Origin of the sequence: Rhizobium sp. BK098 (assembly GCF_014193155.1) — a bacterium.
Lineage (GTDB): Bacteria > Pseudomonadota > Alphaproteobacteria > Rhizobiales > Rhizobiaceae > Rhizobium.
On the sequence record NZ_JACHYY010000009.1, the window covers coordinates 38,820 to 54,379 of the forward strand.

Sequence of the window (15,560 nt, forward strand, 5' to 3'; positions counted from 1 at the left end):
TACAGGATTGTGAAGTCCAATAAATTCAGTGCATAAAGGCAATTTCAGGGAGACGGCCGATTAAACTATAGGCAGCGCATCCCGGCGTGTTTTCACGGCATAATAGGCCCAGAAGAGCCGGGCAGCGACCGAGCGCCAGGGCGCCCAAACCGCGGCTTCCCGGGCGATTGCCTTGGCCAAGGGCCTGACTTCATGGCCGAAAGCCATGCCGACGGCCGCCTGCAGCGCCACGTCGCCGGCCGGAAACACATCTGCGTGACCGCCGCAGAACATAAGATAGACTTCCGCCGTCCAGGGGCCGATTCCCTTGATCGACATCAGCTCGGCAAGCGCCTTTTCAGGTGATTCGGCGCTGAGCGCATGGAGATCGAGGCTGCCGCCGGCAACGGCATCCGCCACGCGGGCCAATGTGTCGTGCTTGATTCGCGATAGGCCGAAGCTCCGCCATGCCTCCGGCTCCAGCCCGGCATAGCCCTCAGCGGTCACCTGTCCCATCCCCGCTATCATCTTCCCCCAGATCGCATCGGCGCTGGCGCGCGAGACGACCTGCGAGACGATGATATGGGCAAGCCCCTCGAAGCCCGGTTCGCGCAGGCGCAGCGGCAAGGTGCCCGCCTCTGCGGCAACGGGCCGCAGGCGCGGATCGAGTTCCAGCAGGGCAGCAAGCCCCCGTTCGATATCGCGCTCATCGCGAATGATCTGCATGACGTCTCGTAGTCCCCGGTTAAAATTCGTGGCAGAAGAAAGCATGATCGAGATTCCCCGTCAAAAGCCGAAGTTCCGTTTTGCCCCGAGCCCGAACGGCCCGCTGCATCTCGGCCATGCGCTGTCGGCCATCCTCAATCACGACATGGCGGCGGAAGCCGGCGGCGATTTCCTGCTGCGCATCGAAGACATAGATCAGGCACGCTGCACACCCGATTTCGAAGAGGGCATCTATAGAGATCTCTCCTGGCTCGGTTTCAGCTGGCAGCAGCCGGTGCGTCGGCAGTCCGAGCACTTTCCGGCCTATCAGCAGGCCCTGCAGACACTTATCGCACGCGGCCTCGTCTATCCCGCCTTCCTGACCCGCGGCGAGGTCAAATCGCGCGTCGCCGCTTTCGAGGCGGATGGCAAATCCTGGCCGCGCGACCCGGACGGCACGCCGCTCTATCCGCCCGACGATCGCGAACGCAGCGATGCCGAGCGGCAGCGCCTGCTGTCATCGGGCATGAAACATGCCTGGCGTCTCGACATGGAGAGGGCATTAGCGGCTGTGGACCAACCATTGCACTGGCAGGAGAGCGGCGACGGCGAGACGGGCACAATCCCCGCCGATCCCGCCGCCTGGGGCGATGTCGTGCTATCGCGCTCCGATGCGCCTTCGAGCTACCATCTCTCGGTCGTCGTCGACGATGCCGTGCAGGGCATCACCCATGTGGTGCGCGGGCTCGACCTCTTCCATGCTACGTCGATCCACCGCCTGCTGCAGACGCTGCTCGGCCTGTCGGAGCCGCTCTATCATCATCACCGCCTCGTCCCCGGAGAGGACGGCAAAAAGCTCTCCAAGAGCATGGGCGATACCGGCATTGCCGAATGGCGCCGGCGAGGCCTCTCACCGGCGGAGCTTCGCCGCCGCATCGGCCTCTGATTTTGCTCCTGGTTCGGCCCGCGGTTCAGAGGGCATCCTTTCCGCAGCTACCTCGGCGGCCGCGCGGCTTGCCACCTTGCCGAACAGCAGCCGCCGCACGCGGAACTTCATCAGCGCCGCATTGACCTCCGCCCCCATGATGAAGATCACGGCGAGCATATAGAGAAAAATCAGCACGATCATCACGGACGCCAGACCGGCGTAGGTGGCGGTATAATTGGCGAAGGTCGAGAGATAATAAGCAAAGAGCACTGCGCCGATCGACCAGAAGACCAGCGTCAGGATCACGCCGGGGATCACGTCGAACACCCGCCTGCGCCCGGCCGCCAGCCACAGATGCAGGATCATCAGGCCCGCCAGCAGCAGAAAGATCGTGCCGTAGATCCGCCAACTGAAGACGATGTCGAGGATATCGGCGAGCTTGGGCAGCCACTGCCTAGTGTAATTCAGCGCGAGCGGCACGGCGACAAGCAGGATGCTGAGGATGGCGAAGATCAGCACCGCGATCAGCACATAGCCGAGGCTGGCGAGACGGTTGAAATACCACGGCCGCGTCTCAGGCACGCGATAGGCGCGGTTCAGCGATATGCGCAGCGCCTCGACGCCGTTCGACGCAAAATAGGCGGCCGCAAGCACCGAGATCGTCAAAAGCCCGCCGCGCGGAATGGTCAGCACCTGCACGACCTGGTCGGCGAGCGGCTTGGCGATCGCCTCCGGCCATGTGTCGAAGATCAGATGCACGGCCGTCGACGAAAACTGGCTGGCGCCGAGAAAGCTCGCGAGCGCCGTGCCGAAGATCAGGAAAGGAAAAACCGCCAGCAGCGTCGACAGCGCCACATGGCTTGCCATGGCAAAGCCGTCATCCTCGACGAAATGGAACACTGCGTCGTAGATCACTTTGTAAATCGTCCGCAGGGCTGTCGGCATTCCATCTCCGCTCGGCGTCGGCATTCATCCCGGCCGATACCGCCGGTTGTCGATTGTATCGGGTTCCTGAATATGGGAAACGAGTTTCGGTTTGTACAGGAATCATCTTCCCATGACGGAACAACGCACGATACTCGTCACTGGTTGCTCCTCCGGCATCGGCGCTTATTGCGCGCGGGCACTGAAGGCCGACGGATGGCGCGTCTTTGCAACCGTGCGCAAGGAAGACGATCTCGCCGCGCTCGAAGCCGACGGCATCGAAGCGCTGCTCCTCGACTACACAAAGCCTGAGACCATTTCCGCTACAGTAGCAACGGTACGCGAGCGTACGGTCGACCGTATCGACGCCCTCTTCAACAATGGCGCCTACGGGCAGCCGGGCGCCGTCGAGGACCTGACGACCGATGTACTGCGCGAACAGTTCGAAGCTAACTTTTTCGGCTGGCACGAGCTGACGCGTCAGATCCTGCCGCTAATGCGCAAACAGGGCCATGGCCGCATCGTCAATTGCTCCTCCATTCTGGGACTCGTCCCCTACCGTTTCCGCGGCGCCTACACGGCCTCGAAATTTGCGCTCGAAGGGCTGACGATCACGCTCAGAATGGAACTGCAGGACAGCGGCATCCATGTCAGCCTGATCGAACCCGGCCCGATCGCGACGCGGTTTACCGCCAATGCGCTCGCCAAGATCAATGAGCACATCGAGCTCGCAGGTTCTCTCCATGCGGTGGAATACCGCAGGCAGCTCAGGCGGCTTGATGGATCAGGCCCGATCAGTAAACATAAATTAGGCCCGGAAGCGGTCTATGATGTGCTAAAATCGGCTTTGAACGTTAGAAATCCGCGCCCGCACTATCTGGTAACGACACCGGCCAAGCAGGGCGTGCTCTTGAAAAGGCTATTGCCGGCTAACCTTTTCTATCGTCTGATGCGCCGGCTGGATTAGAGCAATACCAGGAAAGGCGCAAAGCGACTTTTCCGCTTGAGATTGCTCAAAATGACGACAATGGGTGACTTGAAGCTTCTGCGGAATGCCGAGCGACCCTGAAGACAAGGATGGAGGAGCCATGTCTACCGTTACTTATGTTGCCGCCATCATTGTCATGGGACTTGTCGCGATCGTTCTTGTTCGCGGCCTGCTGAACATGATGAAAGGCGACAACCCGAACCTTTCGAACCGGCTGATGCAGCTGCGTGTGTTGCTGCAGGCAGTCGCGGTGATCCTGATCATGCTGACGCTCTGGCTGACCGGCGGCGGCCGCCCGGCCTAGAGCCGGATGATTTTAGGTCTGTTCGACCTAAAATCTGAAACCGCTCACACTTTTCGGCATCATGCTCGAAAGCTATTCTGAGAAAAGTGCGAAGCGGTTTTCCGTCCGGAATTAAGTAAAACAAAGGGTTAGAGCATTTCGCGATCCGAAGAAAAGCGAAAGGCTCTAACCACAGGAACACGATGGTCAAGCTCAACAAGATCTATACCAAGACCGGCGATGATGGGACGACGGGCCTTGCCGCAGGTCCCAGGCGGCTCAAGCACGATCTGCGCGTCGAAAGCTATGGCACGGTCGATGAAGCCAATTCCGCCATCGGCGTCGCCCGGCTGCACATGGGTGACATGCCCGAGATCGACGCGCTGCTGATGCGCATCCAGAACGATCTCTTCGATCTGGGCGCCGATCTTTCGACGCCCGAAACGGACGAGCCCCTACCCTATGAACCCTTGCGCATCACCGACCATCAGGTCGAACGCCTGGAACATGATATCGATTTGCTCAATGCCGATCTCGAGCCGCTGAAATCCTTCGTTCTGCCGGCCGGAAGCGCCGCATCTGCCCATCTGCACCTCGCCCGTACCATTGCCAGACGTGCCGAGCGACTGATGGTGGCACTGTCGCGTGAGCAAGGCGAACGCGTCAGCCCGGCGGCCCTGAAATACGTCAATCGGCTCTCCGATTTGCTTTTCGTTGCGGCGCGCTACGCGAACGATAAGGGCCGAGGCGATGTGCTCTGGGTTCCCGGCAAGAATCGATAGCGACACATGCCAATCGCCAGGGCACACATATTGACGTTGACGTAAACGTTATTTATGCCTTTCAAGCAATTCGTCTCTCGGCGGCCTGGAAGCGTTGTAATTGGGAAAAAAACGCGTATCCATGTCGCCATTCGACAAATGGAATGGCGCTAAACAGCGCATGTTCTCGGGCGGTCATGTTGAAGGAAGGATTCCATGAAGATTCTCGTCCCCGTCAAGCGGGTTGTTGACTACAACGTCAAGATTCGCGTGAAGCCGGATGGTTCCGGCGTTGAGCTTTCGAACGTGAAGATGTCGATGAACCCGTTCGACGAGATCTCGGTTGAAGAGGCGCTGCGTCTGAAGGAAGCCGGCAAGGCCGAGGAAGTGGTGGTCGTATCGATCGGACCTGCCAAGGCCGAGGAGACATTGCGCACGGCGCTCGCCATGGGCGCGGATCGCGCCATCCTGGTCGAGACCGACGATGCCCTCGAGCCGCTCGCCGTCGCCAAGATCCTGAAAGGCGTCGCCGAGACCGAACAGCCGGGCCTTATCATCGTCGGCAAGCAGGCGATCGATGACGACTCGAACCAGACCGGCCAGATGCTGGCAGCCTTGCTCGGCACCGCCCAGGCAACCTTCGCCTCGAAGATCGAGATCGGTGATGGCAAAGCCCAGGTCACCCGCGAAGTCGATGGCGGCCTGCAGACGATCGAAGTCAAGCTTCCAGCCGTCGTCACGTCAGACCTGCGCCTGAACGAACCGCGCTACGCTTCGCTGCCGAACATCATGAAGGCCAAGAAGAAGCCGCTCGACAAGAAATCGCCTGCCGATTTCGGCGTGTCGACCGAGCCGCGCCTGAAGGTCCTGAAGACGGAAGAGCCCGGTGGCCGCAAGGCAGGCGTCAAGGTCGGCTCGGTTGCCGAGCTGGTCGAAAAGCTCAAGACCGAAGCCGGCGTGCTTTAACCCAGTCCGAACGAGGAGTTAGACATCATGGCCATTCTTCTTCTGGCTGATCACGACAACGCCCACCTCTCCGATCAGACCGCCAAGGCGCTGACGGCGGCCGCAAAGATCGGCGGCGACATTCATGTGCTCGTCGCCGGCGCTGGCGCCCAGGCTGCGGCCGAGCAGGCGGCAAAGCTGTCCGGCGTCTCCAAGGTACTGGTCGCCGAGGATGCAAGCCTCGCCAACAATCTCGCAGAACCGCTGGCAGCTCTGATCGTTTCGCTTTCCGGTTCCTATGACGTGATCATCGGCGCCGCGACCTCGGTCGGCAAGAACGTGCTGCCGCGCGTTGCCGCCCTGCTCGATGTCGCCCAGGTCTCCGAGATCATCGAAGTCGTTTCCGCCGACACCTTCAAGCGGCCGATCTATGCCGGCAATGCCATCCAGACGGTGCAGTCGACCGACGCCAAGAAGGTCATCACTGTGCGCACGGCCTCCTTCGCCTCCGCTGCCGAAGGCGGCTCTGCTGCGATCGAGACGGTGTCCGCCGCGGCCAATCCCGGCCTTTCCACCTTCGTCGGCGATGCGCTGTCGAGCTCGGATCGTCCGGAGCTGACGTCGGCCAAGATCATCATCTCGGGCGGCCGTGCACTCGGCTCTGCCGAGAAGTTCCGAGAAGTCATCCTGCCGGTTGCCGACAAGCTCGGCGCTGCCGTCGGCGCTTCGCGCGCTGCCGTCGATGCCGGCTATGCCCCGAACGACTGGCAGGTCGGCCAGACCGGCAAGGTGGTCGCACCGCAGCTCTACATTGCCTGCGGCATCTCCGGCGCCATCCAGCATCTGGCCGGCATGAAGGACTCAAAGGTCATCGTCGCCATCAACAAGGACGAGGAAGCCCCGATCTTCCAGATCGCCGATTACGGCCTCGTCGCAGACCTCTTCGAGGCACTGCCGGAACTCCAAAAGGCGCTTTGATCGCGCCCACCGGCCTTCTCGCAGTTGCGAGAGACTGGAAAATCGTCTCTTATAGGTCTATCAATCTTTGCCGGGCTAGAAATGGCCCGGCAAATTTGAGTTAAAAGCATAGCGCATCGCCAGGAGCGCGCCGGGGAGTTGGCAATGAGTTCGCTGAAGACGATCGGTATTATCGGCGCGGGCCAGATGGGTTGCGGCATTGCCCATGTGTCCGCCATGGCCGGCTACAAGGTTCATATCTACGATCTCGCGCAGGACCGCATCGAAAGCGGGCTAGCCACCATCAACGGCAACCTCGCCCGCCAGGTCGCGTCCGGCAAGACGACCGACGAGGAACGCAAGGCAGCGCTTGCCCGCATCACCGGCTCTGCCGATCTCAACGATCTCGCTCAGGTCGATCTCGCCATCGAGGCTGCGACGGAAGACGAAAGCGTCAAGCGCAAGATCTATGCGCAGGTGTGTCCGGTGCTGAAGCCCGAAGCGCTGCTCGCAACGAATACCTCGTCGCTCTCGATCACCCGCCTTGCGTCCGCCACCGACCGTCCCGAGCGCTTCATGGGCATCCACTTCATGAATCCGGTTCCGGTTATGAAGCTGGTGGAACTGGTGCGCGGCATCGCCACCGACGAATCGACCTTCTCCACCGCCAAGGACTATGTTTCCTCGCTGGAAAAGACGATCACCGTCGCCGAGGATTTCCCCGCTTTCATCGTCAATCGCATCCTGCTGCCGATGATCAACGAGGCGATCTACACGCTCTATGAAGGCGTCGGCACCGTCGATGCCATCGATACCGCCATGCGGCTGGGCGCCAACCATCCGATGGGTCCGCTGCAGCTTGCCGACTTCATCGGCCTCGACACCTGCCTTTCGATCATGCAGGTGCTGCATGACGGGCTCGCCGACTCCAAGTATCGCCCCTGCCCGCTGCTGGTGAAATATGTCGAAGCCGGTTGGCTCGGCCGCAAATCGGGCCGCGGCTTCTATGACTACCGCGGCGAAACGCCGGTTCCGACGCGATAAAACACCCTCGCCCCTTCGGGGAGAGGGTCGCGCGGCAGCGCGGGGTGAGGGGGCGTTACCGGCAAGACGCTGCTTCTTTGCCCAGCGACGCGTTTGCTATGACACTCCCCTCATCCGCCCTACCAGGCACCTTCTCCCCGAGGGGAGAAGGTGAAAAATCAAATCCCAGCCGCAGCCTTCACCAACGCTTTCGCATCCTCGCTGTCCCAGGCCGCCGGTCCGTTCATCGCCGACAGCAGGCAGCCCTTGTCGTCAATCAACAGGGTCACCGGCAAACCAAAGGCCAGCCCCTGCTTCTTCAATACGTTGAACACGCCCATCGTGTTGTCGCGATAGTAGCCGAGCTTGTCGATGGCATATTCCGCACGAAAGGCCTTGGTCTTTTCATCGTCGCCGGTATCGATGTTGACGGCGACCACCTCGAACTTGTCGCTGCCGACGCTCTTCTCAAGCGCATTCAGTGCCGGCATTTCCTCACGGCACGGCACGCACCATGTCGCCCAGACATTTAAGAGCACGGTCTTGCCGGCGAAATTGCTCATCGACAGCGACTGCCCGTCAGCCCCCTTGAAGGAAACACCCTGGAGCGCGATCGGCGCCGGCGGCACGCTCATGGCGGCGACCTGCCCCTTGGTGAATGGCGTCAGGGCAGCAGCGCGATCCCTGGCCGACCCGCACTGATCGGCTGAGGCCGTTTCACCAATGCCATTGCCATACCCCGCCTCCTTCACGTATACCGCTGCCGCACCGGCAATAACCCCGGCGACGGCGGCAAGCATAACAAGTTTCATGGACGGCAGACCGAACGGCTTCTTTGCTGTCATTTCATTCTCCAGGTGGGCATCTCATGACTGACGGCACGGACACCAAATCCTCCAACCAGATGTGGGGCGGGCGTTTCGCTTCCGGCCCCGCGGCAATCATGGAGGAGATAAATGCCTCGATCGATTTCGACAAGAAGCTGTTTGCCCAGGACATCCGCGGCTCAATCGCGCATGCGAGCATGCTCGCCAATCAAGGCATCATTTCAACCGAGGATAAAGACAAGATCGTTCACGGGTTGAACACGATCCTGTCAGAGATCGAAAGCGGCAATTTCGAATTCTCACGCCGCCTCGAAGACATCCACATGAACGTCGAGGCGCGGCTTGCGACCCTGATCGGCCCGGCTGCCGGCCGTCTGCACACCGCTCGCTCGCGCAACGACCAGGTGGCGCTCGATTTCCGCCTGTGGGTGAAGGAAGAGCTGCAGAAATGCGAGCAGGCGCTGACCGAGCTGATCGCGGCCTTCCTCGACCGTGCCGAGGAACATGCCGACAGCGTCATGCCTGGCTTCACCCATCTGCAAACGGCGCAGCCCGTTACCTTCGGACATCACTGCATGGCCTATGTCGAAATGTTCGGCCGCGACCGCTCGCGCGTGCGCCATGCCATCGAGCACATGGACGAATCGCCGATCGGCGCCGCGGCGCTCGCCGGCACCGGCTTTCCGATCGATCGCCACATGACGGCCAAGGCGCTCGGCTTTCGCGAGCCGACCCGCAACTCGATCGACACCGTCTCCGACCGCGATTTCGCCCTCGAATTCCTGTCGATTGCCGCCATCGCCGGCATGCATCTATCACGCCTTGCCGAAGAGATCGTCATCTGGTCCACGCCGCAATTCGGCTTCGTGCGCCTGTCCGACGCCTTCTCCACCGGCTCCTCCATCATGCCGCAGAAGAAGAATCCGGATGCCGCTGAACTCGTGCGTGCCAAGACCGGCCGCATCAACGGCTCGCTGGTGGCGCTGCTGACGATCATGAAGGGCCTGCCGCTCGCCTATTCCAAGGACATGCAGGAAGACAAGGAACAGGTCTTCGACGCTGCCGCGAGCCTGGAACTCGCCATTGCCGCCATGACCGGCATGATGCGTGATATGACGATCAACACCGCCCGCATGAAGGCCGCCGCCGGCTCCGGCTATTCCACCGCCACTGATCTTGCCGACTGGCTGGTGCGCGAAGCGGGCCTGCCGTTCCGCGATGCCCACCATGTGACGGGCCGCGCCGTGGCGCTTGCCGAAAGCAAATCCTGCGAGCTGGCGGAGCTGTCGCTTGCGGATCTGCAGGCAATCCATCCGGATATCACCGACAAGATCTTCGATGTCTTGACGGTCGAGGCCTCGGTCGCCAGCCGCAAGAGCTTCGGCGGCACGGCGCCCTCGGAAGTGCGCAAGCAGATCGCCTTCTGGCGCGCCCGCAACTAAGAAAATCGGCGAAAGTCACAACCAACAATCAGGGTGCACAAGGCCTGGAAACTTCGCTAAGAAGAGTGACTTCCGCGTTTGCCGCCCAAGAGGATTTCGATGCAGATCAACATGCCGCACATCATCCGCCTGACCGTCGTGCTTTCGGTCGTCGGCCTTGCCGTCGTCGGATGTGGCCGCAAAGGCCCTCTCGATCCTCCGAGTGCTCATGCGACCAAAGGCGGGGACGTCTCCAAGCCGACGAAGGAGCCGGGCACGGAGGACAAGAAGTTCTTCCTCGACCCGCTTCTCTAATTAGGCAACGACCGTGAACCATTTTGAGTATCGCGACGGCATCCTCTACGCCGAGGATGTACCGGTTCCGGAGATCGCCAAGGCGGTCGGTACCCCCTTCTACGTCTATTCGACGGCTACGTTGGAACGCCACTACCGCGTCTTCGCGGAAGCCTTCGACGATGTCGATGCCATGGTCTGCTATGCCATGAAGGCCAATTCCAACCAGGCGGTGCTGAAGACGCTCGGCCGCCTCGGCGCTGGTGTCGATGTCGTCTCTGTCGGTGAGCTGCGCCGCGCACTGGCCGCAGGCATTCCCGCAAGCCGCATCATGTTCTCCGGCGTCGGTAAGACGGCGCAGGAAATGGACGCGGCGCTCGAAGCCGGCATCTACTGCTTCAACGTCGAATCCGAACCGGAGCTGGAAGTGCTGAACCAGCGCGCCGTCCGCGCCGGCAAGGTGGCACCCGTCTCCTTCCGCATCAATCCCGATGTCGATGCGCGCACGCATGCGAAGATTTCGACCGGCAAGAAGGAAAACAAGTTCGGCATTTCATGGCAGCGCGCCCGCGCCGTCTATGAACGCGCCGCCAACCTGCCTGGGATCAAGGTCACCGGCATCGACATGCATATCGGCAGCCAGATTACCGAGCTGCAGCCCTTCGACGACGCCTTCAAGCTGCTGCGCGACCTCGTGGAAACGCTGCGCGGCGATGGTCACGATATCCATCATGTCGATATCGGCGGCGGCCTCGGCATCCCCTATCGCGACGACAACAATCCGCCGCCGCTGCCGGATGCCTATGCCGAAATCGTCAAGAACCAGTTGCGCGGCCTCAACTGCCGGATCGTCACAGAGCCCGGTCGCCTGATCGTCGGCAATGCCGGCATTCTCGTGACGGAGGTCATCTATGTGAAGGATGGCGGCGACAAGAGCTTCGTCATCGTCGACGGCGCCATGAACGACCTCATTCGCCCGACGCTCTACGAAGCCTATCACGAGATCAGGCCGGTTGCTGTCGGCGATGTGAGCACGCCGCGCATCAAGGCCGATGTCGTCGGCCCGGTCTGCGAAACCGGCGATTATCTGGCGCTCGACCGCGAGATGGCACTGCCGAAGCCCGGCGATCTCCTCGCGGTCGGCTCGGCCGGTGCCTATGGCGCCGTGCAGGCCGGCACCTATAACAGCCGGCTTCTGGTTCCGGAAGTGCTGGTCAAGGGCAATGAATTCCACGTCATCCGCCCGCGCGCGACTTATGAAGAGTTGATCGGCCTGGATTCGATTCCGGCCTGGCTTGAGGGATAATCGGCTTCAATCCATGATTTCGGGGGACGGTGGAATAGCCGCCCGACCCGATCACGTTTCGGCGAAGTCCGGTGAAAAAGCAGCCTTTCATGCCCGTTGCCCTCGTCTTCGCCACAAAGAATGTTATCTTTGATTGAATGGTGTCTCGCCGAGCACCGCGTGTGGGACGCCGCGCCACCCAAACGGGCTACTAGCCAACGTCAGATCGGGAGAAGACCGGACCGATGACCAGCCCCAGCAACCCTAAGAAGGGCGCTTTCGCCACCCGTCCGGCGCTGGCGCGCATGGTTGCGGTCAAGCGTCTCTTTGCTCGGCTGGTTCTGGTCAGCGAACAGCTTCTGCCACGGCTGTTGTTACCGGCATCCATTCTGGCCCTTTTCCTCTCCGTCGCCTGGTTCGGCATTTTCCGCATGCCGCCGGATATTCTGCGCTTTCTGCTGCTTGCCGTCTTCGCGGTCGGCTTCGCCATCTCCCTCTATCCGCTACGCCGCCTGCACTGGCCGAATACCACAGAGGCGGACCGACTGCTGGAAGAGCGCAATGGTCTCGCCCACCAGCCCGTTACGGTGCAGGAAGACGAACCGGCGCTCGACACCCCGTTTGCGCGTGCACTCTGGCGCGAACACCAGACGCGCATGGCCGAGCGCATCGCCGCCCTGGATGCCGGCCTGCCCAGGCCGGATATCACGCGCTACGACCGCTTTGCATTGCGCGCAATTCCAGCGCTGCTGCTCGTAACGGCCTTCAGCTTTTCCATGTCCAACAGCGGCGGCTCGCTCAGTGATGCCTTCACGGCATCGACCTCCACCTCGAGCAATCCGGATGTCCGCGTCGATGCCTGGGTCACCCCGCCCTATTACACCGGCGAGCCTCCGGTCTATCTAACCGGCAATGTCGACAATGCCGGCAATAGCCTGAACGTGCCGCAATTCTCCGAGCTCACTGTACGTGTTTCAGGTGCTGCCACGGATGAGAAAGTGCTGTTCCAGGCGGCTGGCGCGGAAAAAGGCGCCGAAATACCCGAGCAGGCCGCTGATGCCGACGAGCAGGGCCTGGCTGGCACAAAACCTGCAACGCCTACCGCCGTGCCGCCCGCAGCAAACGGCACCGGCAATATCCCGGCTGTAGACGGGATGGTCGCACGCACGCACGTCCTGAAGCTCGAAAAGGGTGGCGAACTCACTGTCAACGGCAAGTCCTGGTCCTTCAATGTGGTCATCGATAAACCACCGGAGATCACCTTCGACGGCGTTCCGCATGCGACGGCCAGCGGTGCGCTGGAACTCGGCTTCAAGGTCAGGGATGATTACGGCGTTGAGGAAGCCCGTGCCGAGATCGTGCCGGTGGAATCCGATCCTGCCGCGACGCCGCTCTATGGCTTGCCGGAATTCAAACTCGAAATGCCGCGTCGCGACCGCCGCAATGGCAAGGGTCTGGCAAGCCATGATCTGACTCAGGATCCGCTGGCCGGCAAGCGCGTGCGCATCACCCTCGTCGCCAAGGACGGTGCTGGCCAGACGGGCCGCAGCTCACCTTATGAGATGGTATTGCCGTCCCGTAATTTCAGCCAGCCGCTCGCTGCCGCCGTGGCCGAAGAACGTCAGGTCTTCGCGCTTGATACGCGGAAGATGCCGGAAGCGATCGAACTCAACAAGTCTCTGACCATACGGCCCGAAGAGACAATCCCCGATCTCGGCAACTATCTAGCAATCAAGTCGGCGCTGACGCGCATGAAGCTCGCGAGCAACGAGACCTCGCTGAAGGATACGGCCGATTATCTCTGGCAGATCGCGCTCGGCATGGAAGATGCGCAGCTTACGGACGCGGAAAAGGCCCTGCGCGACGCCCAGCAGAAGCTCTCCGATGCGCTTCAGCGCAACGCCTCGGACGCCGAGATCAAGAAGCTGACTGACGAGCTGCGCAAGGCGATGGACGCCTATATGAAGGAGCTGGCCGAGCGCATGCGCAACATGCCGGCCCAGCCGAACCAGCGTTCCGCCAATATACTGCGCCAGCAGGATCTGCAGCGCATGATGGATCAGATCGAGAATCTCGCCCGCTCCGGCAATCGCCAGGCCGCACAGCAGATGCTTTCCGAACTGCAGCAGCTGATGAACAGCCTGCAGGCCGGCAAGCCGCAGCCTGGGCAGCAGCAGAACCAGGCCAACGACAAGATGCGCGAGCAGATGGACAAGCTCGGCCGCATCATGCGCGATCAGCAGAAGCTGATGGATCAGACCTTCAAGCTTGATCAAGCCATGCGCGATCGTATGCAGCGCGGCGATTCCAACGAGGACGGCGATGGCCTGATGGATCAGCCTATGCCCGGCCTCAACGACCCGATGCGCCCGGATATGGGCCAGCGCAATCAGGGCCAACAGGATCAGCAGCAAGGCCAGAACCAGCAGGGCGATAAGGGCAAGGATCCCACCGATGGCATGACGGCCGATCAGCTGCGCGACGCGCTGAAGCAGCTGCGCCAGCAGCAGGAGGATCTCGGCAAACAGCTTGGCGAACTCCAGAAAAACCTTGGCTCACTGGGCATGAAGCCAAATCAGAATTACGGCAAGGCACAGCAGGAAATGAAGGGGGCGTCCGGTCAGCTTGCCGAGGGCAACGGCGAAGGCGCAGTGCAGGGCCAGGGACGCGCGCTGGACGCCCTGCGCAAGGGCACGCGCGAAATGATGAACCAGCTCATGGCCCAGATGCAGCAGGGACAAGGCCAGGGTCAGGGACAGATGCCGGGGCAGATGGGCCAAGGCGGCCAAAACGGCCGCGATCCGCTCGGCCGGTCGCGCAACGAGGGTGGTTTCTCGGACAACCCTAACGACAACATGGTGCCTGATATCATCAACGCAGAGCGCGCCCGCCAAATTCTCGATGCCATTCGCGAGCGGCTGAGTAACAATCCCACGCTCAGCGAAGAACGGCGCTATCTGGAACGTCTGCTGAATTTGGGTCAGTGAGGCAGCTTTGGACTGCCGCCCATGACGAGAATGGAGCCAGCACGAGGACACCCGTGCTGACCAGAAGCAATGTCAGGCAGCCAAGGCCCGCGCAACAGCCTTGCGGATGTCCGGCAGCGCAAATGGCTTGGCAACGACGTCGACGATCTTTTCCATAAGGTCGTCAGCGCGCTCGCGCTGCTCCGCATAGCCGGTCATCAGCAGGATTTTCATCCCGGGGCACGTCGAATGCGCCTGATGCGCGAGCTCGATACCGTCCATCACGGGCATGCGAATATCCGAGAGAAGCAGGTCGTAGCCGCCCTGTTTCAGTTTCTCCAAGCCTTCTGCGCCGTCGGCTGCCTCTTCGGTCTCGTGGCCGTCCAAGCGCAGCGCGCGGGCGACGAAGCTGCGAAGCGAGTCTTCGTCTTCCGTGATCAGAATTTTTGCCATGGTCCGTGCTCCTGGTCCGTCATGTTCCGCGACCGAAATCATCAGAATTCCGTTTGCGATAGGTAAACAGCGGGCGGGCGATCGGCTCCGTGGTTAACGGTTCGTCATCGCTGGAGCAGAATGGGACAGGCGGACATGCCGCCTGCATTAACTCTGAATCAGGCCTCGGCGTCGCCCGTGACGACACCGACGAAGGGCAATTCGCGGAAGGCGTAGGCGACATCCATGCCATAGCCGACAACGAAATAATCAGGGCATTCGAAGCCGACATAATCGGCCTCCAGCTCTTCCTGGCGCTTGACGCTCTTGTCGAGCAGGACGGCCAGCGTGACGTTGCGGGCGCCACGCTCATAGAGCAGTTCCTTGGCGAAACGCAGCGTACGGCCCGATTCCAGAATGTCGTCGATCAGCAAAACGTCCCGATCCTTGACGTCGCTGTCAATGTCCTTGACGATGCGCACGCCCTGCGACGTCGTGCCGGCGCCGTAGCTCGAAAGCGTGATGAACTCGACCTCCGGGGCAAGCCCGGTCTCATGCAGAGCACGGAGCAAATCGGCTGCGAAGATAAATGAGCCCTTGAGGATGGCGATCACGAGGAGGTCCTTCGTCGGCCCCTTGGCGATTTCCTTCGCCAAGGCATGATTGCGCTCGGCAATCTGCTCGGCAGTGAAAAGCGGCTCGATATTCTTCCCGCGTACAACAGGCATTGATTGGCATGCTCCATGGCTAAGCGGCCCGTGGCCGCCGATCAAGCTCTATAGCGCCGCGTATCACATATGACGCGCAAAGGTCGCTGTAGCACTCTAAAGCAGTAGCCCCTA

16 protein-coding genes are annotated in these 15,560 nt (G+C 61.3%); 11 read left to right on the forward strand and 5 right to left on the reverse strand.

Annotation, left to right across the window (positions count from 1 at the left end; translation table 11 throughout):
- Positions 1-60 precede the first annotated feature (60 nt).
- On the reverse strand, positions 61-705 hold the full coding sequence (locus FHT73_RS21830) for a DNA-3-methyladenine glycosylase (RefSeq protein WP_246712198.1): 645 nt from the start codon (positions 703-705) through the stop codon (positions 61-63).
- A gap of 43 nt (positions 706-748) precedes the next feature.
- Between FHT73_RS21830 and gluQRS the strand changes: the two genes are divergently transcribed.
- Positions 749-1,630, forward strand: coding sequence for a tRNA glutamyl-Q(34) synthetase GluQRS (gene gluQRS, locus FHT73_RS21835; RefSeq protein WP_183714814.1), 882 nt, complete (start codon positions 749-751; stop codon positions 1,628-1,630).
- Here the strand turns inward: gluQRS and FHT73_RS21840 are convergent.
- Complete coding sequence (locus FHT73_RS21840; protein WP_183714816.1) at positions 1,595-2,557, reverse strand: YihY/virulence factor BrkB family protein; 963 nt, start codon at positions 2,555-2,557, stop codon at positions 1,595-1,597. The genes gluQRS and FHT73_RS21840 overlap by 36 nt on opposite strands.
- A gap of 112 nt (positions 2,558-2,669) precedes the next feature.
- Here FHT73_RS21840 and FHT73_RS21845 point away from each other — a divergent pair, with 112 nt between their 5' ends.
- From FHT73_RS21845 to FHT73_RS21870, 6 genes are all read left to right on the forward strand, one after another.
- Positions 2,670-3,503: an SDR family oxidoreductase gene (locus FHT73_RS21845; protein WP_183714819.1), complete on the forward strand. Its 834-nt coding sequence runs from the start codon at positions 2,670-2,672 to the stop codon at positions 3,501-3,503.
- 121 nt (positions 3,504-3,624) lie between these two features.
- Entirely contained in the window at positions 3,625-3,828 is a 204-nt protein-coding gene (locus FHT73_RS21850) for a twin transmembrane helix small protein (protein WP_047630776.1), read from the forward strand.
- Positions 3,829-4,010: 182 nt separating this feature from the next.
- The gene (locus tag FHT73_RS21855; RefSeq protein WP_112607697.1) at positions 4,011-4,589 is read left to right on the forward strand and encodes a cob(I)yrinic acid a,c-diamide adenosyltransferase; all 579 of its coding nucleotides are present in this window, start codon (positions 4,011-4,013) and stop codon (positions 4,587-4,589) included.
- A gap of 195 nt (positions 4,590-4,784) precedes the next feature.
- Positions 4,785-5,534: an electron transfer flavoprotein subunit beta/FixA family protein gene (locus FHT73_RS21860; protein WP_112607699.1), complete on the forward strand. Its 750-nt coding sequence runs from the start codon at positions 4,785-4,787 to the stop codon at positions 5,532-5,534.
- Positions 5,535-5,561: 27 nt separating this feature from the next.
- On the forward strand, positions 5,562-6,491 hold the full coding sequence (locus tag FHT73_RS21865; protein WP_112607701.1) for an electron transfer flavoprotein subunit alpha/FixB family protein: 930 nt from the start codon (positions 5,562-5,564) through the stop codon (positions 6,489-6,491).
- Positions 6,492-6,635: 144 nt separating this feature from the next.
- The gene (locus FHT73_RS21870) at positions 6,636-7,514 is read left to right on the forward strand and encodes a 3-hydroxybutyryl-CoA dehydrogenase (RefSeq protein ID WP_015341313.1); all 879 of its coding nucleotides are present in this window, start codon (positions 6,636-6,638) and stop codon (positions 7,512-7,514) included.
- Between the two features lie 158 nt (positions 7,515-7,672).
- Here FHT73_RS21870 and FHT73_RS21875 read toward each other — a convergent pair whose 3' ends face one another.
- Positions 7,673-8,338: a TlpA disulfide reductase family protein gene (locus tag FHT73_RS21875; protein ID WP_112607703.1), complete on the reverse strand. Its 666-nt coding sequence runs from the start codon at positions 8,336-8,338 to the stop codon at positions 7,673-7,675.
- 23 nt (positions 8,339-8,361) lie between these two features.
- Here FHT73_RS21875 and argH point away from each other — a divergent pair, with 23 nt between their 5' ends.
- The 4 genes from argH (at position 8,362) to FHT73_RS21895 (ending at position 14,307) form a co-directional block, all read left to right on the forward strand.
- A complete protein-coding gene (gene argH, locus FHT73_RS21880; RefSeq protein WP_183714821.1) occupies positions 8,362-9,762 on the forward strand; it encodes an argininosuccinate lyase in 1,401 nt (466 codons plus the stop codon).
- A gap of 99 nt (positions 9,763-9,861) precedes the next feature.
- Positions 9,862-10,056 (forward strand): lipoprotein, encoded by a 195-nt coding sequence (locus tag FHT73_RS21885; RefSeq protein ID WP_015341316.1) that lies wholly within the window; start codon positions 9,862-9,864, stop codon positions 10,054-10,056.
- A 13-nt stretch (positions 10,057-10,069) separates the two neighbouring features.
- Positions 10,070-11,341, forward strand: a complete 1,272-nt coding sequence (gene lysA, locus FHT73_RS21890) for a diaminopimelate decarboxylase (RefSeq protein WP_183714824.1) — start codon at positions 10,070-10,072, stop codon at positions 11,339-11,341.
- A gap of 224 nt (positions 11,342-11,565) precedes the next feature.
- A complete protein-coding gene (locus tag FHT73_RS21895; protein ID WP_183714826.1) occupies positions 11,566-14,307 on the forward strand; it encodes a TIGR02302 family protein in 2,742 nt (913 codons plus the stop codon).
- Positions 14,308-14,379: 72 nt separating this feature from the next.
- Here the strand turns inward: FHT73_RS21895 and FHT73_RS21900 are convergent, their stop codons facing one another.
- Positions 14,380-14,739, reverse strand: a complete 360-nt coding sequence (locus FHT73_RS21900; protein WP_112400551.1) for a response regulator — start codon at positions 14,737-14,739, stop codon at positions 14,380-14,382.
- Between the two features lie 158 nt (positions 14,740-14,897).
- A complete protein-coding gene (gene hpt / locus FHT73_RS21905) occupies positions 14,898-15,446 on the reverse strand; it encodes a hypoxanthine phosphoribosyltransferase (RefSeq protein ID WP_132720689.1) in 549 nt (182 codons plus the stop codon).
- Positions 15,447-15,560 lie beyond the last annotated feature (114 nt).